The following is a 19,231-nucleotide window of genomic DNA, read 5'->3' as shown; positions in this document are numbered from 1 at the left end:
AACCACAGAATGTTCAAATACATATGGGATGTGCTGGTCGGTACTGGCACCCAATTGCGCAGCATGACCATGGTGTTCAGCCACGGCTTCCGCAAGCGCGACACCCTGCAATACCCGGAAGAGGCGGTTTACCTGCCGCCGCGCTACCGCGGCCGCATCGTGCTGACCCGCGACCCCGATGGCGAAGAGCGCTGTGTGGCGTGCAACCTGTGTGCGGTGGCTTGCCCGGTGGGTTGCATCTCGCTGCAGAAAGCCGAAACCGAAGACGGTCGCTGGTATCCGGACTTTTTCCGCATCAACTTCTCGCGCTGCATTTTCTGCGGTTTGTGTGAAGAAGCCTGCCCGACCACGGCGATTCAGCTCACCCCGGATTTCGAGATGGGCGAGTTCAAACGGCAGGACCTGGTGTACGAGAAAGAAGACCTGCTGATTTCCGGTCCAGGCAAGAATCCGGACTACAACTTCTACCGCGTCGCCGGTATGGCCATTGCCGGCAAGCCGAAAGGCGCTGCGCAAAACGAAGCCGAACCTATCAACATCAAAGGCCTACTGCCCTAAGGAGCCCGTTTAATGTCTGCTGCGCTTGCTGATACTGCGTTGAAAACAGACTCGGAATGCTCATGTACAAAAGTACACTGCGCTTCCTCGCCTGTTTTCGCCTTGTCTCACCTGCGCTCGCGACGCCCTTAAACAGACTCCTGCGGAGATAAAGGATCTATATGGAATTTGCTTTCTACCTCGCCGCCGGCGTTGCCGTGGCGGCCACATTCAGGGTGATCACCGCGAGCAATCCGGTACACGCCCTGTTGTATCTGATTCTCTCGTTGTTGGCCGTGGCCATGACCTTCTTCGCCCTCGGTGCGCCGTTTGCCGGGGCGCTGGAAATCATTGTCTACGCCGGCGCGATCATGGTGCTGTTCGTGTTTGTGGTGATGATGCTCAACCTCGGCCCTCCAGCGGTCGAGCAAGAACGTCAGTGGCTGACGCCTGGCATCTGGACTGGCCCGGCAATTCTCTCGGCGCTGCTGCTGGGGCAATTGCTCTATGTGCTGTTCCAGTCGCCCAGTGGTGCGGCCCTCGGTTTGCAGACCATTGATGCCAAGGCCGTCGGCATTGCCCTGTACGGGCCTTACCTGCTGGCGGTGGAGCTAGCTTCGATGCTGTTGCTTGCCGCGTTGGTCGCGGCCTATCACCTCGGCCGTCACGATGCCAAGGAGCCAACTGCATGAGTGCGATTCCCATGGAACACGGCCTGGCATTGGCCGGCGTGTTGTTCAGCCTTGGCCTGATTGGCCTGATGGTGCGGCGCAACATCCTGTTTGTGCTGATGAGCCTAGAAGTGATGATGAATGCCACCGCCCTGGCCTTTGTGGTGGCCGGTAGCCGTTGGGCTCAGCCTGATGGCCAGGTGATGTTTATTCTGGTGATCACCCTGGCAGCCGCAGAGGCCAGTATTGGCTTGGCGATCCTGTTGCAGCTGTATCGCCGCTTCAACACCCTCGATGTCGACGCTGCCAGCGAGATGCGCGGATGAACCTTCTATTTCTGACTTGTGTGTTCCCGCTGCTGGGCTGGTTTCTGCTGGCCTTTTCGCGCGGGCGTTTCTCCGAAAACCTCTCCGCACTGATCGGTGTCGGCTCGGTGGGCCTATCCGCCCTGACTGCGGCTTGGGTGATTGTGCAGTTCAACCTCAACCCGCCGGAAAACGGCGTGTTTACCCAGGTGCTATGGCAGTGGATGAGCGTGGCCGGTTTTGCGCCGAGCTTCACCCTGTACCTGGATGGCCTGTCTGTGACCATGCTCGGTGTGGTGACTGGCGTAGGCTTCCTGATCCACCTATTCGCCAGTTGGTATATGCGCGGGGAGGAGGGCTATTCGCGCTTCTTTGCCTACACCAACCTGTTTATCTTCAGCATGTTGCTGCTGGTATTGGGTGACAACCTGCTGATGCTCTACTTCGGCTGGGAAGGCGTGGGGCTGTGTTCTTACCTGCTGATCGGCTTCTACTTTAAGCACACCGCCAACGGCAATGCGGCGCTCAAGGCGTTTATAGTCACCCGCATCGGCGATGTGTTTATGGCCATCGGCCTGTTTATCCTGTTCCTGCACCTAGGCACCCTGAATATTCAGGAACTGATGGTCCTGGCCCCGCAAAAGTATGTAGAAGGGGACAGCTGGCTGTGGATCGCCACCCTGATGCTGCTCGGCGGTGCGGTGGGTAAGTCCGCCCAGCTGCCGCTACAGACCTGGCTGGCGGATGCGATGGCCGGCCCGACCCCGGTGTCCGCCTTGATTCACGCTGCGACCATGGTCACTTCCGGTGTCTACCTGATCGCGCGGACCCACGGCCTATTCCTGCTGACCCCGGACATCCTCGAACTGGTCGGCATCGTTGGTGGCGTTACCTTGGTGCTGGCCGGCTTTGCCGCGCTGGTGCAGACCGACATCAAGCGCATCCTCGCTTACTCGACCATGAGCCAGATCGGCTACATGTTCCTTGCTCTGGGCGTGGGTGCCTGGGATGCGGCGATCTTCCACTTGATGACTCACGCCTTCTTCAAGGCGCTGCTGTTCCTTGCCTCCGGTGCGGTGATCAATGCCTGTCACCACGAGCAGAACATCTTCAAGATGGGCGGCCTGTGGAAAAAACTGCCACTGGCCTATGCCAGCTTTATCGTCGGCGGCGCGGCTCTGGCGGCATTGCCGTTGATCACTGCGGGCTTCTACTCGAAGGACGAAATCCTCTGGGAGGCCTTTGCCAGTGGTCACCAATGGCTGCTGTATGCCGGTTTGGCGGGCGCTTTCCTGACCTCGCTCTATACCTTCCGGTTGATCTTTGTCGCCTTCCATGGCGAGCAGAAGACTGAGGCCCATGCCGGTCATGGCATCGCCCACTGGCTGCCGTTGGTAACCCTGATTGTGCTGTCGACCTTTATCGGCGCGCTGATCAGCCCGCCGCTGGCCGGTGTGCTGCCGCAGAGCGTCGGGCATGCCGGTGGTGAAGCCAAACACAGCCTGGAGATCGCTTCCGGGGCCATCGCTATCATCGGCATCGTCCTGGCCGCGCTGCTGTTTCTCGGCAAGCGCCGGTTTGCCACAGCGGTGGCGCAGAGTGCGCCGGGGCGCTTCCTGTCGGCCTGGTGGTTTGCTGCCTGGGGCTTCGACTGGCTCTACGACAAGCTGTTTGTGCAGCCGTACCTGTTGCTTTGCCGGTTACTCGGGCGTGACCCGATTGACCGCAGCATTGGCTTGATTCCGTTTCTCGTGCGCGGTGGCCACGCGCTGCTGGCCAGTAGCGAGACGGGCCAGGTGCGCTGGTATGCCACTTCGATTGCCGGGGGCGCCGTGCTGGTGCTCGCCGTCCTCCTGTTTCTGAATTAAGGAAAATAGCCCGTCATGATTCTGCCTTGGCTAATCCTGATCCCCTTTATCGGTGGCCTGCTGTGCTGGCAGTGCGAGCGCTTCGGCAACCTCCTGCCGCGCTGGATCGCCCTGCTGACCATGGGCCTGTTGTTCGGCCTGGGCCTGTGGCTATGGGCCACGGGTGACTTCAGCCTGGCCCCGGCGCCTGGCGCGGCGCCGCAGTGGGCGGCCGAGTTCCAGGTGCCGTGGATCGAGCGTTTCGGTATCAGCATCCACTTGGCGCTGGATGGCCTGTCGGTGTTGATGATCAGCCTCACCGGTCTGCTTGGTGTGCTCTCGGTGCTTTGCTCGTGGAACGAGATCCAGAACCGCGTCGGCTTCTTCCACCTCAATCTGATGTGGATTCTTGGCGGTGTGGTCGGGGTATTCCTCGCCATCGACCTGTTCCTGTTCTTCTTCTTCTGGGAAATGATGCTGGTGCCGATGTACTTCCTCATCGCGCTCTGGGGGCATAGCGGCAGTGATGGCAAGACGCGTATCACTGCAGCGACCAAGTTTTTCATCTTCACCCAGGCCAGTGGCCTGATCATGTTGCTGGCGATCCTCGGCCTGGTCTTTGTGCACTTCGACCAGACTGGCGTGCTGACCTTCAACTACGCCGATTTGCTCAATACCAAGATGGCTGCCGGCACCGAGTACATCCTGATGCTCGGCTTCTTTATCGCCTTCGCGGTGAAGTTCCCGGTGGTGCCGTTTCACTCCTGGTTACCGGATGCGCATGCTCAGGCACCGACCGCCGGCTCGGTGGATTTGGCCGGTATCCTGCTGAAAACCGCAGCCTACGGCCTGATGCGCTTTGCCCTGCCGCTGTTCCCCAATGCCTCGGCCGAGTTCGCGCCGATTGCTCAGTGGTTGGGTGTTTTCGCCATCATCTACGGCGCGCTGCTGTCGTTCGCACAGACCGATATCAAGCGCCTGGTGGCCTACTCCAGCGTGTCGCACATGGGCTTTGTGCTGATCGCCATCTATTCCGCCAGCGAGATCGCCCTGCAGGGTGCGGTGGTGCAGATGATGGCTCACGGTCTTTCTGCGGCGGCGCTGTTTATCCTCTGCGGCCAACTGTATGAGCGCCTGCACACCCGTGACATGCGCGAGATGGGCGGCATCTGGGCGCGCATGCCCTGGCTGCCGGCGCTGAGCCTGTTCTTTGCCGCTGCGGCACTGGGTCTGCCGGGTACGGGTAACTTTGTTGGTGAGTTCCTGATTCTGGTCGGCAGCTTCCAGGCCGCGCCATGGGTCACCGTGTTGGCCGCCACGGGCCTGGTGTTTGGTTCTGTCTATTCGCTGATCATGATTCACCGCGCCTATTTCGGCCCGGCCAAGGCGGATACCGCATTGCCAGGCCTGCAGTTACGCGAGCTGAGCATGGTGCTTGGCCTTGCTGTACTACTGATCCTGCTTGGGGTTTACCCGCAGCCGGTGCTCGACACCTCTGCCGCCAGCATGCAAGGCGTGCAGCAGTGGCTGGGTAACGCCCTCAATCAACCTGTTCTGGCCCGGTAAGCGGCTTAATGGAAAGTCATGCTATGCAACTGACGACTCAACATTTCATCGCGCTGCTGCCGTTGCTGATCACCAGTGCCACGGTGGTGCTGGTGATGCTGGCCATCGCCTGGAAGCGCAATCACACCCTGACCTTCGGCCTGTCGGTGCTGGGCCTCAACCTGGCCTTTCTGTCGCTGCTGCCGGCTTTGGGGGTAACGCCTATCGAGGTTACGCCGCTGTTGCTGGTGGATAAATTCGCCTGCTACTACATGGCGCTGGTGCTGGCCGCGACGCTGGCGTGCGTCACGCTGACTCACGCCTATTTGGGCGGCGAGTCGGGCAAGGGTTATCCGGGCAACCGTGAAGAGCTGTACCTGCTGATGCTGCTGTCCGCTGCCGGTGGGTTGGTATTGGTCAGCGCGCAGCACCTAGCGGGGTTGTTTATCGGTTTGGAGCTGTTGTCGGTGCCGACCTACGGGATGATCGCCTACGCCTTTTTCAACAAGCGCTCGCTCGAAGCCGGTATCAAGTACATGGTGCTGTCAGCCGCAGGCTCAGCGTTTCTGCTGTTCGGCATGGCGCTGTTGTATGCCGAGTCGGGCAACCTGACCTTCGCCGGCATCGGCGCCCAGCTGGCCGCTGATGGCCTGCCGAGCATGCTCGCGCAGTTAGGCGTGGGCATGATGCTGATCGGCCTGGCGTTCAAGCTGTCGCTGGTGCCGTTCCACCTGTGGACGCCGGACGTCTACGAAGGCGCACCGGCGCCGGTGGCGGCGTTCCTCGCCACGGCCAGTAAGGTCGCGGTGTTCGCTGTGCTGCTGCGTTTGTATCAAATGTCGCCGGCTATGGCTGGCGGCTGGCTGAGTGACCTGCTGACACTGATTGCCATAGCCTCGATCATCTTCGGTAACCTGCTGGCATTGTTGCAGAACAACCTCAAGCGCCTGCTCGGTTATTCCTCCATCGCCCATTTCGGCTACCTGTTGGTGGCGTTGATTGCCAGTCAGGGCTTGGCCGTGGAAGCGGTTGGCGTGTACCTGGCGACCTATGTGCTGACCAGCCTCGGCGCGTTCGGCGTGATCACCTTGATGTCGACGCCCTACAACGGTCGTGATTGCGACGCGCTGTACGAATACCGCGGGCTATTCTGGCGCCGTCCGTATCTGACGGCCGTACTCACGGTGATGATGCTTTCGCTGGCCGGCATTCCGCTGACCGCCGGCTTTATCGGCAAGTTCTACGTGGTCGCTGCCGGCGTGCAATCGCAGCAGTGGTGGCTGCTCGGCGCGCTGGTGATTGGCAGTGCCATTGGCGTGTTCTATTACCTGCGGGTGATGGTCACCCTGTTTATGGTCGAGCCAAACCTGCGTCGTCACGATGCCCCGTTTGACTGGGCGCAGCGTGCCGGGGGCATCATGCTGCTGGTGGTGGCCGTGTTGGCCTTCGCCCTTGGCGTGTATCCGCAACCGCTGCTGGAGCTGGTGCAGCAGGCTGGATTAGTCGCCGTATTGCCATGATCGAGCTCAATAAGGAATGCGCATGACGCTGGGTAAAACGCTGCTAATCGCCGGCTGCGGTGATGTCGGTGGCCGTCTGGGGCAGCAGCTTAATGCTGATGGTTGGACGGTTTACGGTCTGCGCCGCAGCGTCGCCTTGCTCCCTGAAGGTATTCGCCCGGTTGCCGGTGATCTGCAGACGGATGCTTGCCCCTCTGCCTGGCCGAGTGAGCCGCTGGATTACCTGGTGTATTGCGCGGCAGCCACCGAGCGCGACGAAGCGGGCTATCGCGCCGCCTATGTGGACGGCTTGCGCCGTGTGCTGGGCTGGCTTGCGCAGCATGGGCAACAACCCAAGCGTGTGCTGTTTGTCTCCAGCACGGGTGTATACGGCCAATTGCAGGGCGAGTGGGTGGATGAAGCATCCCCTGCCGCAGCCGACAGCTACTCAGGCCGCATCATGCGTGAGGCGGAGCAGGTGGCCTTGCACAGTGGCCTGGAGGCCAGCGTGGTGCGCCTGACCGGGCTTTATGGGCCGGGGCGCGAATGGTTGCTGGGCCAAGTTCGTCAGGGCTATCGGGTCGCCAGCGAGCCGCCGCTGTACGGTAATCGCATTCATGTTGATGATGCCGCCGGGCTCTTGGCCTTTCTGCTGCAGGCTGATGCCCGCGGGGTGGCGTTGCAGGACTGCTATATCGGCGTCGACGATGAACCTGCGCCGCTGCACGAGGTAGTGGCCTGGTTACGTCAGCAGCTGGCGATCGAGCACTGGTCTGAGACCGCCACTGTGCGCCGCGCTGGCAGCAAGCGTTGCAGCAACGCCCTCGCCAAAGCCCTGGGCTGGCAGCCTCAGTACCCAAGTTATCGTGAGGGTTACCGGGCGATTCTGGCGCAGCTGTAAAGATGAGCGGCAATCGACTGCTCGCCAAAGCGTGGCTACCCGGTGTCGAGCTATTTCATGCCGATTTTTCCGGGCAGGCCTTCGGTCGCCATAGCCACGACGCCTTTGCTATTGGTGCCATTTTGCAAGGCGTAGGGGGTTATCAGTGCCGTGGTCAGCGCCATGCTCTGCCGGCCGGTACGCTGTCGCTGATGAATCCGGAGGAACCGCATACCGGTCATGCTGACTCCGCGCGACTGGTCTATCGCATGCTCTATGTCGAGGAGTCGCGCCTGCCGGCGTTGCTCGGGCGAAAACGCCTGCCTAGTGGCTTCCGGGCGCTTAATCCGAACGACGATGGTCAGGTGGCTGCGGGCCTGGCGCGCCTGGCGACTGAGTTCGAGCGTGGCGATGCGTTGACCCTGGAAAGTGAATTGCTCGCCGTGCTGGAGCTGGTATTTGTGCGCCATGGCGGGCTTCGCATCGCCTGTCCTGCCGCGCGTGATGGCGGCGTGACAGCCTTCTTGCGTGAATATCTGGAGGCGCACTACACGCAGGCGGTTAGCCTGGAACAGCTGGCCGGTTTGGTTCAGCGTCATCCGCGTCACGTGATTGAAGCTTTTCGCCGTGCCTATGGCGTGCCGCCACATACCTATCTGCTGCAGCGTCGCGTGCGCGAAGCTAAACGCCTGTTGTTAGGTGAGCAGGCTCCGCTGGAGGTGGCGCTGAGCTTGGGTTTCTATGACCAAGCGCACTTCTCCGGCACGTTCAAACGTTTCACCGGCGTCACCCCAGGCCAGTTTCGCCGTGGCGCGGTGACCTGAGTTTTCTCCAAGACCTTACAAGGCTGCTGCAGGGAAACTGACCTCCACCTTGGATGGAGGTCGATTGCCGATGCTTGGGTTATTTTTGCTGGTCGCCAGCACTCACTTTGCGGCCCTGCTGTCGCCAGGGCCGGATTTCTTTCTGCTGATCCGCACGGCGCTGACCCAGGGCAGGCGACAGGCTGACGGCTGTGCCGGAGGCATTACCCTGGCCAATCTGCTGAGCATGCTACTGGTGTTACTGGCGCTGGGGTTGCTGCCGGGCGACGGAGGTGTGTTGTGGCCGCTGCTACAGCTAATAGGTGGCGCCTACTTTGCTTGGATTGGGTTGCAGGCACTGCTGTCGCAGCGTGATCTTAATCTGCCTGTGGGCGAGCAAAGCATGACGGGGAGTTGGTGGTACGGGCTGCGCCAGGGGTTGCTGGCCAGTAGCTTCAACCCCAAGTTGCCGCTGTTCTATGCCGGGCTGTTTGGCGTCCTGCGTGAGGCGGCCGTGCCGAATTGGGGGCTGGCGCTGGCAATGCTGTGGATGACGATGGTGGTTTGGGTGTGGGACTTGGCGTTGGTGCGCCTGCTGGGTCATCGGCGCTGGCGTGCCTGGTTGCAACAGCAAATCCGCTGGTTGGATCGGGGCTGCGGCGCGTTGCTGCTGGCCCTGGGTGGCTGGTTGCTTATAAGTGCGCTGAAGGCCCTCGGGTGATGCGGACCCTTTTAACGCGTCAGCTTAGCGACGCTTGAGTAGCCAGCGCTGCTGACCCTTATAGAAGTCGGGCATTTCATCAATCTGCGCACGATTCAGGGCTTCAAAGACGCGCAACTGGTTACCTTCGCGCTCGAAAATCCAGCTCTGTCCCTGTTCGCCCAATTGCAGCCAAAGGCTATCGAACTCGCCGCTCATGGCGGCACAGTCGCCGGCCAGGCACAGGGCATAGCGTTCTGCGCCTGGTAGGCCTTGCACGCTGCCATCAGCGTTGAATAGCACCAGACCGCCTTCGCCCAAGCCTTCTTCGATCAACCAGGTGCCGCCTAGGTAGGCGCTGTACAAGGCGTGTTCGAAGCTGCTGCCGAGTGGCGCAAGCGGTGCGGGTGCTGCAGGTGCGCGGACAAAGCGTTGTTCCGGCCAGGTAGCGCTTTGTGCCTGCACCAGTTCGCTGCCGCTAAGGTTAAGAAACTCCTGAACATCACCGTAGTAATCTACGCGTAAGCGGCCGTCGGCCTGACGTTCAAACGTGCCCTCATCGCGCTCATAACCGTTGCTGAAACTGGCTAAACGGTGCTGGCTGTCAATCTGCCATTCCAGATTGGGCCCATAGGCGAGCAGGGCTTCGCGAAGGTTGCCACCTGCAGTGGCGGCATCAATGGCCGCTTGGTTGATCCACGTACCGCTAGGGTCGGACGGAGGGCTGGCGCAGCCACTGAGTAAGGCGCAGAACAACAGAGCAGCAGATAGGCTACGCATAGCGCGTCCTCGCAAGGAGAGGGCGGGGCAGCGGCCCCGCCAAGGGACTTATTCAATAACCAGAATAGCGTCCATTTCTACCTGCGAGCCGCGCGGCAAGGCGGCAACGCCGATGGCGGCGCGGGCTGGGTAAGGCTGCTCGAAGTAACGGCCCATGACTTCATTCACTTTGGCGAAGTGCGAAAGGTCAGTGAGGAAGATGTTCAGCTTGACGATGTCTTTGAACGAGCCGCCGGCGGCTTCGGCAACGGCTTTGAGGTTTTCGAATACTTGCACGGTCTGGGCTTCAAAGCCTTCCACCAGTTCCATGGTTTTTGGGTCCAGTGGAATTTGCCCGGACATGTAAACAGTGTTGCCCGCTTTGATGGCCTGGGAGTAAGTGCCGATAGCGGCCGGTGCTTTGTCGCTGGTGATAACGCTCTTGCTCATGGGTGCTCCTAAAGACGGTTGAGGGAAATCATGGGCGGCGCATGGCTCGCGCTGCCTGTTAGGCCGCCTAGGGTGGAGGAAAGCCACAGGCACTGTCAAAGTTCAGCTAACAGGCGTTGGGTGTGATCAGTTTTGCTCGCGCATCAACCGCGGGCGCGGGTGATGCGGATGACCCCGATCAGGCCGCGCAGCTTCCTGATCACGCGGGCCAGGTGTACGCGGTCATGTACGCTGACGACCAGCTGAACCACGCTGATGCGACCATCGCGTTCATCCATGCTGATTTTCTCGATATTGCCGTCGGCTGCATTGACGCTGCCGGCCAGTAGCGCAATCAGGCCGCGCTGGTGCTCCAGTTCGACGCGCAATTCGACATTAAACTCGCCGGTGACATCCTTGGCCCAGGACAGTTGGATGCATTTTTCCGGGTTATGGCGGATTTCGCCGATGTTCTTGCAGCTATCCAGGTGAACCACCATGCCTTTACCGGCAGACAGGTGACCAACAATCGGGTCGCCCGGAATCGGTGTGCAGCACTTGGCGTAACTCAACACCAAGCCCTCGGTACCACGGATTGCCAGCGGGCCTTCGCTGCTCGGCTGGGCTTCGCCATTGTCACTGAGCAGGCGGCGCGCCACCACGTAGGCCATACGATTGCCCAGGCCGATGTCTTCGAGCAGGTCTTCGAGCACGTCCTGATGGTATTCGGCGACGACGGCCTGAATCCGCTCAGCGGGAAGTTTGTCGAGATGGCTGTCGAAGCTGACGAGTACCTTGTTCAACAGGCGCTCGCCGAGGCTGATGGATTCCGAGCGACGCTGCAGTTTGAGCGCATGGCGGATGTGCGTACGGGCCTTGCCGGTGACCACGAAGTTCAACCAGGCCGGGTTAGGGCGGGCACCTGGCGCGCTGACGATTTCCACGGTTGAGCCGCTTTCCAGGGCTTGCGACAGCGGGGCCAGGCGGCGGTTGATACGACAAGCAATGCAGGTATTACCGACGTCGGTGTGCACCGCGTAGGCGAAATCGACCGCGGTAGAGCCTTTCGGCAGCTCCATGATACGGCCCTTGGGCGTGAACACGTAGACCTCGTCGGGGAACAGGTCGATTTTCACGCTTTCGATAAATTCCAACGAATTGCCGGCGCGTTGCTGCATTTCCAGCACACCCTTGACCCACTGGCGCGCGCGCGCGTGGCTGCCCTTGGGTTGGTCTTCCTCGTTGGATTTGTACAGCCAGTGTGCGGCAATACCGTTGTTGGCCAACTCTTCCATTTCACGAGTACGGATCTGGATCTCGATCGGTACGCCGTGCATGCCGAACAACGTGGTGTGCAGCGATTGATAGCCGTTGGCCTTGGGGATCGCGATGTAATCCTTAAAGCGCCCCGGCAGCGGTTTGTACAGGTTATGCACGGCGCCTAGCACGCGGTAGCAGGTGTCGACTTTGTCGACGACGATGCGGAAGGCGTAGACGTCCATGATTTCGTTGAACGCCCGGCGCTTGCCGCGCATCTTCTGATAAATGCCGTAGAGGTGCTTCTCGCGGCCCGAGACCTCGCCTTCCATGCCTTCGCGAGTAAGGCAGTGGGTAATCGACTCTTCGATCTTGTTGACGATTTCCTTGCGATTGCCCCGGGCGCGCTTGACCGCTGCGCGGATACGCTCGGAGCGCATCGGGTGCATGGCCTTGAAGCCCAGGTCCTCGAACTCGATGCGCATGCTGTGCATGCCCAGACGATTTGCGATCGGTGCGTAGATTTCCAGGGTTTCCTTGGCGATGCGCCGGCGTTTCTCGCCGGACAGCACTTCCAGGGTGCGCATGTTGTGCAGGCGGTCGGCCAGTTTTACCAGGATCACGCGGATGTCGCGCGCCATGGCCATGGCCATCTTCTGGAAGTTTTCCGCCTGCGCTTCGGCCTTGGTCTCGAAGTTCATCTGGGTCAATTTGCTGACCCCATCGACCAGCTCGGCCACGGACTCACCAAACTGGGTGTCCAGGGCTTCCTTGGCAATGCCGGTGTCTTCGATTACGTCATGCAGCATTGCGGCCATCAGGCTCTGATGGTCCATGTGCATATCAGCCAGGATGCATGCCACCGCGAGGGGATGGGTGACATAGGCTTCGCCGCTGCGGCGGCGTTGGCCGTCGTGGGCTTGTTCAGCGTAGAAATAGGCGCGACGAACCAGGTTTACCTGGTCGTCGTCGAGGTAGGTCGAAAGCCTCTCGGCGAGTACATCTATGCTCGGCATGGGAAACTCCCCTGCCGGTTCAGATGACCTTGCGCCTGACGACGTCGACCCGGCATAGGCTTACAGAGGCTCGTTAGCCTCTTCCTCGAATGCAGCAAACAGTGGCTCTTCCTCGACGATATCGTCTTGAGCGATGACGTCATAGCTCATCAGGCCCGCGGCGATTTCACGCAGCGCAACGACGGTCGGCTTGTCATTTTCCCAAGCGAGCTTCGGCTCTTTGCCACCGGTAGCCAGTTGGCGCGAGCGCTTGGTGGCGAGCATGACCAGTTCAAAGCGGTTATCAACGTGATCCAGGCAATCTTCGACTGTAACGCGGGCCATGGTGTTCCTCGTAGCAAATGCGTAATAGAGCTGGGCCCAAATGGGCGAGCGGACTGAATAGTCTAAAAAATCACCAGCCTTAAGGGAAGCATTGATTTACCAGTGCACGGTAAGTCAGACCAGTAACTCACTGAGCAACCCGCTGTGGCGTTGCTGTTGTGGGCCTTGCAGCAGCTGATTAGAGCGGAAAATAGCCTTTAGGTCGCTCAGCGCATGGGCAAAGTCATCATTGATCAGCAGGTAGTCATATTCGACGTAGTGGCTCATCTCGCTGACGGCTTCACGCATGCGCTGTTCGATGATCTCGCCGCTGTCCTGGCCACGATTGGTCAGGCGATGGCGTAGGGCTTCCTGGGTCGGCGGCAGAATAAAGATCGATTTCGACTCGGGCATCAGGCGGCGTACCTGTTGTGCGCCTTGCCAGTCAATCTCCAAAATCAGGTCGAAGCCTTCGCGTAGCGTTTGCTTAACCCACTCCTGTGAGGTGCCGTAGAGGTTGCCGAATACTTCTGCGTGTTCGAGGAATTCAGTCTTGTCGAGCATGGCGTGGAACTGCTCACGGCTGGCGAAGTGGTAATTCACCCCGTCCACTTCACCCGGACGCATGGCGCGAGTGGTGTGCGAGACGGACACGCGAATCTGCGCCTCGCTGTCGATCAGCGCCTTGACCAGGCTGGTTTTGCCCGCGCCGGAGGGGGCGGAAATAATGTACAGGGTACCGGTGGTGATGGTCATGGATCAGTCCTGAAGCGCGTTGTTCGAAGAGTAGCAGTAGCGGTTTGGCTTATTCGATGTTCTGTACTTGTTCGCGCATCTGTTCAATCAGCACTTTCAGGTTAACGGCGGCCTGAGTGCTGCGCGTGTCAAAGGCCTTGGAGCCGAGGGTGTTGGCTTCGCGGTTGAGCTCCTGCATGAGGAAGTCCAGGCGTCGGCCCGCTGCGCCGCCACTTTTTAGTACGCGGCGAACTTCACTGACATGGGTGACCAGTCGATCGAGTTCTTCTGCCACGTCGCTTTTCTGCGCGAGCATCACCAGCTCCTGCTCCAGGCGCTGCGGGTCGAGGTCGGCCTGCATCTCGGCGCAGCGGTCGAGAATCTTCTGGCGCTGGGCGGCGAGCATCTGCGGTACGAGTTCGCGCAGGGCGACGACTTCGGCAGCAATGCTGTCCAGGCGCTCGTTGAGAAGCTTGGCCAGTTCTGCGCCTTCACGTAAACGGCCTTGTTTCAGCTCGTCCAGTGCTTGGGTGAAGAGCGCCAGTGCGGTTTTATTGAGCGCCTGCGGGTCTGCGGCATCAGCGACCAGCACACCGGGCCAGCCCAGTACTTCTAGCGGGTTGAGTGCTGCGGGTTGCTTGATCAGGCCGGCAATGCTTTCGGCGGCGGCGACCAGCTGTGCGGCGCGCTCTAGGTCGACTTGCAGGGCTTTGCCGGCATTGTCATCACTAAAACGAAGGGTGCATTCGACTTTGCCACGGGAAAGACCATTGCGCAGCGCTTCGCGCACCGCGCCTTCGAGGTCACGGAAGGCTTCCGGCAGGCGCAAGTGCGGTTCCAGGTAGCGATGGTTGACCGAGCGCAGCTCCCAGCTCAGGGTGCCGTTGGCGCCTGCCTGTTCGGCGCGGGCGAAGGCAGTCATGCTGTGGATCATGGGGCGAACCTCGCGAAAAGTCGTAACGAAAGGCGCAGGATTGTAGCGCAGTGCGTCAGTGGCTCCCAATTCGGCATGTCACCACAGGCTTACGCCCCTATAATGGGCGGCAGATTTTTATTCAGAGTAGGTATTCCTAGATGAAACGTCCCAGTGGCCGCGCCGCCGATCAGTTGCGCTCGATTCGTATCACCCGCAACTACACCAAGCATGCCGAGGGTTCGGTGTTGGTGGAGTTTGGCGATACCAAAGTGATTTGCACGGTCAGTGTTGAGTCGGGCGTTCCGCGCTTCTTGAAAGGCCAGGGCCAGGGTTGGTTGACCGCCGAATACGGCATGCTGCCGCGTGCCACCGGTGACCGTAACCAGCGTGAAGCCAGCCGCGGCAAGCAGGGCGGTCGTACTCTGGAAATTCAGCGTTTGATTGGCCGTTCGCTGCGCGCGGCGCTGGATATGTCGAAACTGGGCGAAAACACCCTGTATGTCGACTGCGACGTGATCCAGGCCGATGGCGGCACCCGCACTGCCTCTATTACCGGTGCCATGGTGGCGGTTATTGATGCGCTGAAAGTGATCAAGAAGCGTGGCGGCCTGAAAAACGGTGATCCGCTCAAGCAGATGATTGCTGCTGTCTCGGTGGGCATGTATCAAGGCGAGCCAGTGCTGGACTTGGATTATCTGGAAGACTCCGCCGCTGAAACTGACCTCAATGTGGTGATGACCAACACTGGTGGTTTCATCGAAGTGCAAGGCACCGCCGAAGGCGCGCCCTTCCAGCCGGCTGAGCTGAACGCCATGCTGGCGTTGGCGCAGAAAGGCATGACAGAGCTGTTCGAGCTGCAGCAAGCGGCTCTGGCTGGCTGACTGATTGAGCTTTGCTGTAAGTCGATAACGCAAGGAGAAGCATCATGAGTGCCGAGACCCAAGTGCCACAGCCGGTTCCCGGCCCTGAAGCCCGCCAGTGGGCCATGTTGTGCCATTTCGCAGCTTTTGCTTGGGTTCTCGCGCCTATGGTCGGCAATGTTATCGGGCCGCTTATCGCTTGGCAGCTGAAGAAGGATCTCGACCCGTTTGTCGATCAGCAGGGCAAGGAGGCGCTGAATTTCCAGATCACTGTGAGCCTTGCATTGATGATCTGCGGTTTGCTGGCCTGGATACTGATCGGCTTTCCATTGATGCTGCTGGTCAGCATTGCTGCGCTGGTGTTGACCATCATCGCTGGAATCAAGGCCAATGAAGGCCAGGCCTATCGTTACCCCTTTGCCTGGCGCTTGGTGAAATAGGCGCTCCACAGCGGCTGCCATGGATGGCAGGCCACAAAAAAGCCGGCAGTTAGCCGGCTTTTTTATGTTTGCTGATCAGGCTATACGCTGAGAGTCCAGTCGTAATCGACGATCAAGGGCGCATGCTGCGAGAAGCGCGGCTGATGCGGCAAGCGGGCGCTGCGAATGCTGCGGCGCATGCCGGGGGTGAGCAATTGATAGTCGAAGCGGTAGCCCAGGTTGAGCAGCTCGGCCTGCTCGCTGTCTGGCCACCAGCTGAACTGGTCGCCTTCGCGGCTGACTTCGCGCAATGCATCGACATAGCCCATGGAGCCAATCACTTCATCCAGCCAAGCCCGCTCTGGGGCGAGGAATCCCGGTGATTGCTGGCAGTCGCGCCAGTTCTTCACGTCGAGCTTCTGGTGCGCCACGTAGAGTGAGCCGCAGTAGATGTACTCGCGGCGCTTGCGGCGCTGCTTGTCCAAATAATGGGTGAAGTCGTCCATAAACTTGAATTTCTGATTCAAGTTCTCGTCACCCTGCTGTCCCGAAGGCATCAGCAAGGTTGCAATACTTACTTTGTCAAAATCAGCTTGCAGGTAGCGCCCATAGCGATCAGCCATTTCAAAGCCGAGACCGCTGATTACCGCCTTGGGTTGCAACCGCGAATACAGCGCCACACCACCTTGGGTTGGCACTTCTGCATCGCAGGCATAGAGGAAATAGCCATCCAGTTGGAAGGCTTGGTCATCCAGTTCAAAGGCGGAGGCGCGGGTGTCCTGCAGGCAGATGACGTCGGCATTCTGTGCTTGCAGCCAACTGAGCAAACCGCGCTCGACTGCCGCATGAATACCATTCACGTTCACACTGATGATCCGCATAAATGGCCCCAAAAATCACGTGCGTGTATGATACCCGAGCTCGTGTCTAATGAGTAACTTCCTAGTAAAACCGTGCCGTTCGGGACTTTTTCATGCAAGCGTATCAGCGCGATTTCATCCGTTTTGCCATCGAGCGTGGGGTTCTACGCTTTGGTCAGTTCACGCTGAAATCCGGGCGCGTCAGCCCTTATTTCTTCAATGCAGGCTTGTTCGACAGCGGCCTAGCGCTGGCGCAACTCGGGCGGTTTTATGCTGCCGCAGTAGTGGACAGTGGTATCGACTTCGATGTGTTGTTCGGTCCGGCCTATAAAGGTATTCCGTTAGCCGCCACCACCGCCGTGGCGCTGGCTGAGCATCATCAGCGCGATATGCCTTGGTGCTTTAATCGTAAGGAGGCTAAGGATCACGGCGAAGGTGGTACGTTAGTCGGTGCACCCCTGGCCGGTCGCGTACTGATCATCGATGACGTGATTACCGCAGGTACTGCGATTCGTGAGGTGATGCAGATCATCCAGGCGCAGGGTGCACAGGCGGCTGGCGTGCTGATTGCGCTGAACCGTCAGGAGCGCGGCAAGGGTGAGCTGTCGGCGATTCAAGAAGTTGAGCGTGATTACGCGATGCCGGTGGTGAGCATTGTGTCACTCGAACAAGTACTGGAATATCTGGCAGAGGATGCTGAACTCAAGCAGTATCTCCCAGCGGTACAAGCCTATCGTGCCGAGTACGGAATCTAACCTGCTGATAAAGGTGCTGCATTGTGCATAAATCTGCCCTGACCCGCTGTTCGCTGTTGCTTGGCCTACTGTTGCCGGTTGTGGCAGGTGCAACTGAGTTGTACCGCTATGTTGATGACAGGGGCACCACGGTGCTCAGTCGCCAGGGCGTGCCGCCAGAGCACATCGGCAAAGGCTATGAGGTGCTGAACGATCAGGGGCGGGTGGTAAAAGTTATCCCGCCGGCCCCCAGCGCCGAAGAGATGAAGCACATTTTGGCGGAGAAGGCGCGGGCCAACTCTGATGCACAGCTGTTGCGCTTTTACAGCACCCCGGAAGACGTCGAGCGTGCGCGCCAGCGCAAGTTGGCCGAGCTGGATGGCCTGATTGGCGTGGCACGCGGCAACCTGCAGTCCGTTCGCACTCAGCAAGCCAACTTGCAAAGCCAGGCGGCCAATCATGAGCGCGCCGGGCGTGCAGTGCCGGCGAGCCTATTGGCGCAAATTGACAGCCAAAAGGTTGAGCAAGAACGCCTCAAAAGCGACATCTTGCGTTATCAAGCCATGCGCAAAGCGGCGGACAGCAGTTTCAATGCGGACCGTGATCGACTCAAGGTCCTGATGGGTCGCAATTAAAAGCCTATGTTTGCGGCGCGCAGCGCTCAAAGGCCAAAATCCTGTCTCTCAGCCATGCCGGCAGTGGGCTGCTGCTGCGGGTTATGTTGTCTGCGTGTACGTAAATCACTTCTCCGGCGGTCAGCGCCTGCTCCCCACACCAGATGCCCATGGCAAAGCTCAAGCTAGAGCCGCCCAGGCGGGCGACACGAATGCCAATCTGCAGTTCATCATCAAAACGAGCGGGAGCTAGGTACTCGAGCACGGTCTTGATCGCGAAGAAGTCGCCGCCGTCACGGCTTAAGTCATCAGGATAGCGAATGCCCAGCGCGCGGAAGTATTCGGTGATGGCGACATCGGCATAGGTCAGGTAATGACCGTTGAATACGATGCTTTGCGGGTCGACCTCTGCCCAGCGCACACGCAGCATATGGAAAAAACTGAAAGCTTCGCGAGAAGGCGCAGCTGGCATGGCGTACACCTCGGGCGTGCAGTGTGGGTTCACTGAGCTTCGGGCTAAGGCAGCCTGCTGCAAGGCTTGCAGCAGGCTATCACACGGGCGAATCAGCCTCGATCAACGGGGTGAGTCGCCCTGCGCATAGGTGCTAGGGGAGTTCGCGGTTGCAGATCAGGGTGCCTACGCCGCTGTCGGTGAAAATTTCCAGCAGTACGGCATTGGGCACTCGACCGTCAATAATGTGCGCGCTGGTTACGCCACCTTGTACCGCTTCTAGCGCGCAGCGAATTTTCGGCAGCATGCCGCCGTAGATGGTGCCGTCGGCGATCAGGCTGTCGACTTGCTCGGTGGTCAGGCCGGTGAGCACTTCACCCTGCTTGTCCATCAGGCCGGCGATGTTGGTCAGCAGCATCAGTTTTTCGGCCTTCAATGCTTCGGCAACTTTGCCAGCTACCAAGTCGGCATTGATGTTGTAAGACTCGCCGTTGGCACCGACGCCAATCGGCGCGATGACGGGGATAAAGTCGCCCTTGACCAGCATGTTGAGCAGGTCGGTATTGATTCCGGTGACTTCACCCACATGACCAATGTCGATGATTTCCGGCTGGGTCATCTCCGGTGTTTGTCGGCTGACCTTGAGCTTCTTCGCGCGGATCAGCTGAGCATCTTTACCGGTCAGGCCGATGGCGCTGCCGCCATGCTGGTTGATCAGGTTGACGATGCTTTTGTTGACCTGGCCGCCGAGCACCATCTCCACCACGTCCATAGTGGCGGTGTCGGTGACGCGCATGCCGTCGATAAAGTGGCTCTCGATGGACAGGCGTTTGAGTAGGTCACCGATTTGCGGGCCGCCGCCATGCACCACCACGGGGTTAATGCCCACAGCCTTCATCAGTACGATGTCACGGGCGAAGCCTTGCTTGAGTTCTTCGCTTTCCATGGCGTTGCCGCCGTATTTGATCACCAGGGTCTTGCCAACAAAGCGGCGGATATAGGGCAGCGCTTCGGACAATACCTTGGCGACGTTGGTGGCGGCATCACGTTCGAGGGTCATGCGGGGCTCCAGTAGAAAATTCACACATCAA

Annotated in this window: 22 protein-coding genes; 13 read left to right on the top strand and 9 right to left on the bottom strand. The window is 59.6% G+C overall.

Features of this window, described 5'->3' with window-relative positions; translation table 11 throughout:
• Positions 1 to 9: 9 nt before the first annotated feature.
• The 9 genes from nuoI (at position 10) to ACEPAJ_RS20800 (ending at position 8,808) form a co-directional block, all read left to right on the top strand.
• Entirely contained in the window at positions 10 to 558 is a 549-nt protein-coding gene (nuoI, locus tag ACEPAJ_RS20840; protein WP_425917607.1) for an NADH-quinone oxidoreductase subunit NuoI, read from the top strand.
• 161 nt (positions 559 to 719) lie between these two features.
• Positions 720 to 1,229 (top strand): NADH-quinone oxidoreductase subunit J, encoded by a 510-nt coding sequence (gene nuoJ / locus ACEPAJ_RS20835; protein ID WP_274087017.1) that lies wholly within the window; start codon positions 720 to 722, stop codon positions 1,227 to 1,229.
• Positions 1,226 to 1,534, top strand: coding sequence for an NADH-quinone oxidoreductase subunit NuoK (nuoK, locus tag ACEPAJ_RS20830; protein WP_411184023.1), 309 nt, complete (start codon positions 1,226 to 1,228; stop codon positions 1,532 to 1,534). Before nuoJ ends, nuoK begins: the two co-directional genes overlap by 4 nt.
• The gene (nuoL, locus tag ACEPAJ_RS20825; protein WP_425917604.1) at positions 1,531 to 3,381 is read left to right on the top strand and encodes an NADH-quinone oxidoreductase subunit L; all 1,851 of its coding nucleotides are present in this window, start codon (positions 1,531 to 1,533) and stop codon (positions 3,379 to 3,381) included. Before nuoK ends, nuoL begins: the two co-directional genes overlap by 4 nt.
• 15 nt (positions 3,382 to 3,396) lie before the next feature.
• Positions 3,397 to 4,926: an NADH-quinone oxidoreductase subunit M gene (nuoM, locus tag ACEPAJ_RS20820; protein ID WP_425917602.1), complete on the top strand. Its 1,530-nt coding sequence runs from the start codon at positions 3,397 to 3,399 to the stop codon at positions 4,924 to 4,926.
• A 23-nt stretch (positions 4,927 to 4,949) separates the two neighbouring features.
• Positions 4,950 to 6,425 carry an NADH-quinone oxidoreductase subunit NuoN gene (gene nuoN, locus ACEPAJ_RS20815; protein ID WP_425917600.1) on the top strand — a complete coding sequence of 492 codons (1,476 nt, stop codon included), beginning with the start codon at positions 4,950 to 4,952 and terminating at the stop codon, positions 6,423 to 6,425.
• Between the two features lie 22 nt (positions 6,426 to 6,447).
• Positions 6,448 to 7,305, top strand: a complete 858-nt coding sequence (locus tag ACEPAJ_RS20810) for an SDR family oxidoreductase (protein ID WP_425917598.1) — start codon at positions 6,448 to 6,450, stop codon at positions 7,303 to 7,305.
• 2 nt (positions 7,306 to 7,307) lie between these two features.
• The gene (locus ACEPAJ_RS20805) at positions 7,308 to 8,108 is read left to right on the top strand and encodes an AraC family transcriptional regulator (RefSeq protein ID WP_425917596.1); all 801 of its coding nucleotides are present in this window, start codon (positions 7,308 to 7,310) and stop codon (positions 8,106 to 8,108) included.
• A 70-nt stretch (positions 8,109 to 8,178) separates the two neighbouring features.
• Positions 8,179 to 8,808, top strand: coding sequence for a LysE family translocator (locus ACEPAJ_RS20800; protein WP_425917594.1), 630 nt, complete (start codon positions 8,179 to 8,181; stop codon positions 8,806 to 8,808).
• 24 nt (positions 8,809 to 8,832) lie between these two features.
• Here the strand turns inward: ACEPAJ_RS20800 and ACEPAJ_RS20795 are convergent, their stop codons facing one another.
• From ACEPAJ_RS20795 to ACEPAJ_RS20770, 6 genes are all read right to left on the bottom strand, one after another.
• The gene (locus tag ACEPAJ_RS20795; RefSeq protein WP_425917592.1) at positions 8,833 to 9,567 is read right to left on the bottom strand and encodes a hypothetical protein; all 735 of its coding nucleotides are present in this window, start codon (positions 9,565 to 9,567) and stop codon (positions 8,833 to 8,835) included.
• A 48-nt stretch (positions 9,568 to 9,615) separates the two neighbouring features.
• Positions 9,616 to 9,996, bottom strand: coding sequence for a RidA family protein (locus ACEPAJ_RS20790; protein ID WP_322948902.1), 381 nt, complete (start codon positions 9,994 to 9,996; stop codon positions 9,616 to 9,618).
• A gap of 143 nt (positions 9,997 to 10,139) precedes the next feature.
• Complete coding sequence (gene spoT / locus ACEPAJ_RS20785) at positions 10,140 to 12,248, bottom strand: bifunctional GTP diphosphokinase/guanosine-3',5'-bis pyrophosphate 3'-pyrophosphohydrolase (RefSeq protein WP_425917590.1); 2,109 nt, start codon at positions 12,246 to 12,248, stop codon at positions 10,140 to 10,142.
• A gap of 60 nt (positions 12,249 to 12,308) precedes the next feature.
• On the bottom strand, positions 12,309 to 12,572 hold the full coding sequence (rpoZ, locus tag ACEPAJ_RS20780; protein WP_090250565.1) for a DNA-directed RNA polymerase subunit omega: 264 nt from the start codon (positions 12,570 to 12,572) through the stop codon (positions 12,309 to 12,311).
• 114 nt (positions 12,573 to 12,686) lie between these two features.
• Complete coding sequence (gene gmk, locus ACEPAJ_RS20775; RefSeq protein ID WP_425917587.1) at positions 12,687 to 13,307, bottom strand: guanylate kinase; 621 nt, start codon at positions 13,305 to 13,307, stop codon at positions 12,687 to 12,689.
• A gap of 49 nt (positions 13,308 to 13,356) precedes the next feature.
• Positions 13,357 to 14,220: a YicC/YloC family endoribonuclease gene (locus ACEPAJ_RS20770; protein ID WP_425917585.1), complete on the bottom strand. Its 864-nt coding sequence runs from the start codon at positions 14,218 to 14,220 to the stop codon at positions 13,357 to 13,359.
• 140 nt (positions 14,221 to 14,360) lie between these two features.
• Between ACEPAJ_RS20770 and rph the strand changes: the two genes are divergently transcribed.
• Together rph and ACEPAJ_RS20760 are read left to right on the top strand one after the other, a co-directional pair.
• Positions 14,361 to 15,083, top strand: coding sequence for a ribonuclease PH (gene rph / locus ACEPAJ_RS20765; RefSeq protein ID WP_425917582.1), 723 nt, complete (start codon positions 14,361 to 14,363; stop codon positions 15,081 to 15,083).
• A 44-nt stretch (positions 15,084 to 15,127) separates the two neighbouring features.
• On the top strand, positions 15,128 to 15,502 hold the full coding sequence (locus ACEPAJ_RS20760; protein WP_425917580.1) for a DUF4870 domain-containing protein: 375 nt from the start codon (positions 15,128 to 15,130) through the stop codon (positions 15,500 to 15,502).
• 80 nt (positions 15,503 to 15,582) lie between these two features.
• Here ACEPAJ_RS20760 and ACEPAJ_RS20755 read toward each other — a convergent pair whose 3' ends face one another.
• Complete coding sequence (locus ACEPAJ_RS20755; RefSeq protein ID WP_425917578.1) at positions 15,583 to 16,362, bottom strand: exodeoxyribonuclease III; 780 nt, start codon at positions 16,360 to 16,362, stop codon at positions 15,583 to 15,585.
• A gap of 92 nt (positions 16,363 to 16,454) precedes the next feature.
• On the opposite strand from ACEPAJ_RS20755, the gene pyrE reads away from it, so the two are divergent.
• Complete coding sequence (gene pyrE, locus ACEPAJ_RS20750) at positions 16,455 to 17,096, top strand: orotate phosphoribosyltransferase (protein ID WP_425917576.1); 642 nt, start codon at positions 16,455 to 16,457, stop codon at positions 17,094 to 17,096.
• 23 nt (positions 17,097 to 17,119) lie between these two features.
• Positions 17,120 to 17,710: a DUF4124 domain-containing protein gene (locus ACEPAJ_RS20745; RefSeq protein WP_425917574.1), complete on the top strand. Its 591-nt coding sequence runs from the start codon at positions 17,120 to 17,122 to the stop codon at positions 17,708 to 17,710.
• 4 nt (positions 17,711 to 17,714) lie between these two features.
• Here ACEPAJ_RS20745 and ACEPAJ_RS20740 read toward each other — a convergent pair whose 3' ends face one another.
• Both ACEPAJ_RS20740 and argB read right to left on the bottom strand, forming a co-directional pair.
• Positions 17,715 to 18,161, bottom strand: coding sequence for an acyl-CoA thioesterase (locus tag ACEPAJ_RS20740; protein WP_425917571.1), 447 nt, complete (start codon positions 18,159 to 18,161; stop codon positions 17,715 to 17,717).
• A 133-nt stretch (positions 18,162 to 18,294) separates the two neighbouring features.
• Positions 18,295 to 19,200, bottom strand: coding sequence for an acetylglutamate kinase (gene argB, locus ACEPAJ_RS20735; RefSeq protein ID WP_425917569.1), 906 nt, complete (start codon positions 19,198 to 19,200; stop codon positions 18,295 to 18,297).
• Between the last annotated feature and the right edge of the window lie 31 nt (positions 19,201 to 19,231).

Source organism: Pseudomonas sp. GWSMS-1 (assembly GCF_049847425.1).
Taxonomy (GTDB): domain Bacteria; phylum Pseudomonadota; class Gammaproteobacteria; order Pseudomonadales; family Pseudomonadaceae; genus Aquipseudomonas.
Note: the sequence above shows the minus strand (reverse complement) of the source record. Positions and strands in the feature narration are given on the sequence as shown.

Excerpts from the sequence above, each read along its gene's own strand:
- ACEPAJ_RS20740 (WP_425917571.1), bottom strand. The coding sequence starts at position 18,161 with ATGCCAGCTGCGCCTTCTCGCGAAGCTTTCAGTTTTTTCCATATGCTG.
- nuoK (WP_411184023.1), top strand. The coding sequence starts at position 1,226 with ATGAGTGCGATTCCCATGGAACACGGCCTGGCATTGGCCGGCGTGTTG.
- ACEPAJ_RS20755 (WP_425917578.1), bottom strand. The coding sequence starts at position 16,362 with ATGCGGATCATCAGTGTGAACGTGAATGGTATTCATGCGGCAGTCGAG.
- ACEPAJ_RS20795 (WP_425917592.1), bottom strand. The coding sequence starts at position 9,567 with ATGCGTAGCCTATCTGCTGCTCTGTTGTTCTGCGCCTTACTCAGTGGC.
- nuoM (WP_425917602.1), top strand. The coding sequence starts at position 3,397 with ATGATTCTGCCTTGGCTAATCCTGATCCCCTTTATCGGTGGCCTGCTG.
- ACEPAJ_RS20790 (WP_322948902.1), bottom strand. The coding sequence starts at position 9,996 with ATGAGCAAGAGCGTTATCACCAGCGACAAAGCACCGGCCGCTATCGGC.
- rpoZ (WP_090250565.1), bottom strand. The coding sequence starts at position 12,572 with ATGGCCCGCGTTACAGTCGAAGATTGCCTGGATCACGTTGATAACCGC.
- rph (WP_425917582.1), top strand. The coding sequence starts at position 14,361 with ATGAAACGTCCCAGTGGCCGCGCCGCCGATCAGTTGCGCTCGATTCGT.
- ACEPAJ_RS20760 (WP_425917580.1), top strand. The coding sequence starts at position 15,128 with ATGAGTGCCGAGACCCAAGTGCCACAGCCGGTTCCCGGCCCTGAAGCC.
- ACEPAJ_RS20805 (WP_425917596.1), top strand. The coding sequence starts at position 7,308 with ATGAGCGGCAATCGACTGCTCGCCAAAGCGTGGCTACCCGGTGTCGAG.
- pyrE (WP_425917576.1), top strand. The coding sequence starts at position 16,455 with ATGCAAGCGTATCAGCGCGATTTCATCCGTTTTGCCATCGAGCGTGGG.
- nuoJ (WP_274087017.1), top strand. The coding sequence starts at position 720 with ATGGAATTTGCTTTCTACCTCGCCGCCGGCGTTGCCGTGGCGGCCACA.
- nuoN (WP_425917600.1), top strand. The coding sequence starts at position 4,950 with ATGCAACTGACGACTCAACATTTCATCGCGCTGCTGCCGTTGCTGATC.
- ACEPAJ_RS20810 (WP_425917598.1), top strand. The coding sequence starts at position 6,448 with ATGACGCTGGGTAAAACGCTGCTAATCGCCGGCTGCGGTGATGTCGGT.
- nuoI (WP_425917607.1), top strand. The coding sequence starts at position 10 with ATGTTCAAATACATATGGGATGTGCTGGTCGGTACTGGCACCCAATTG.
- nuoL (WP_425917604.1), top strand. The coding sequence starts at position 1,531 with ATGAACCTTCTATTTCTGACTTGTGTGTTCCCGCTGCTGGGCTGGTTT.
- spoT (WP_425917590.1), bottom strand. The coding sequence starts at position 12,248 with ATGCCGAGCATAGATGTACTCGCCGAGAGGCTTTCGACCTACCTCGAC.
- ACEPAJ_RS20770 (WP_425917585.1), bottom strand. The coding sequence starts at position 14,220 with ATGATCCACAGCATGACTGCCTTCGCCCGCGCCGAACAGGCAGGCGCC.
- gmk (WP_425917587.1), bottom strand. The coding sequence starts at position 13,307 with ATGACCATCACCACCGGTACCCTGTACATTATTTCCGCCCCCTCCGGC.
- argB (WP_425917569.1), bottom strand. The coding sequence starts at position 19,200 with ATGACCCTCGAACGTGATGCCGCCACCAACGTCGCCAAGGTATTGTCC.
- ACEPAJ_RS20800 (WP_425917594.1), top strand. The coding sequence starts at position 8,179 with ATGCTTGGGTTATTTTTGCTGGTCGCCAGCACTCACTTTGCGGCCCTG.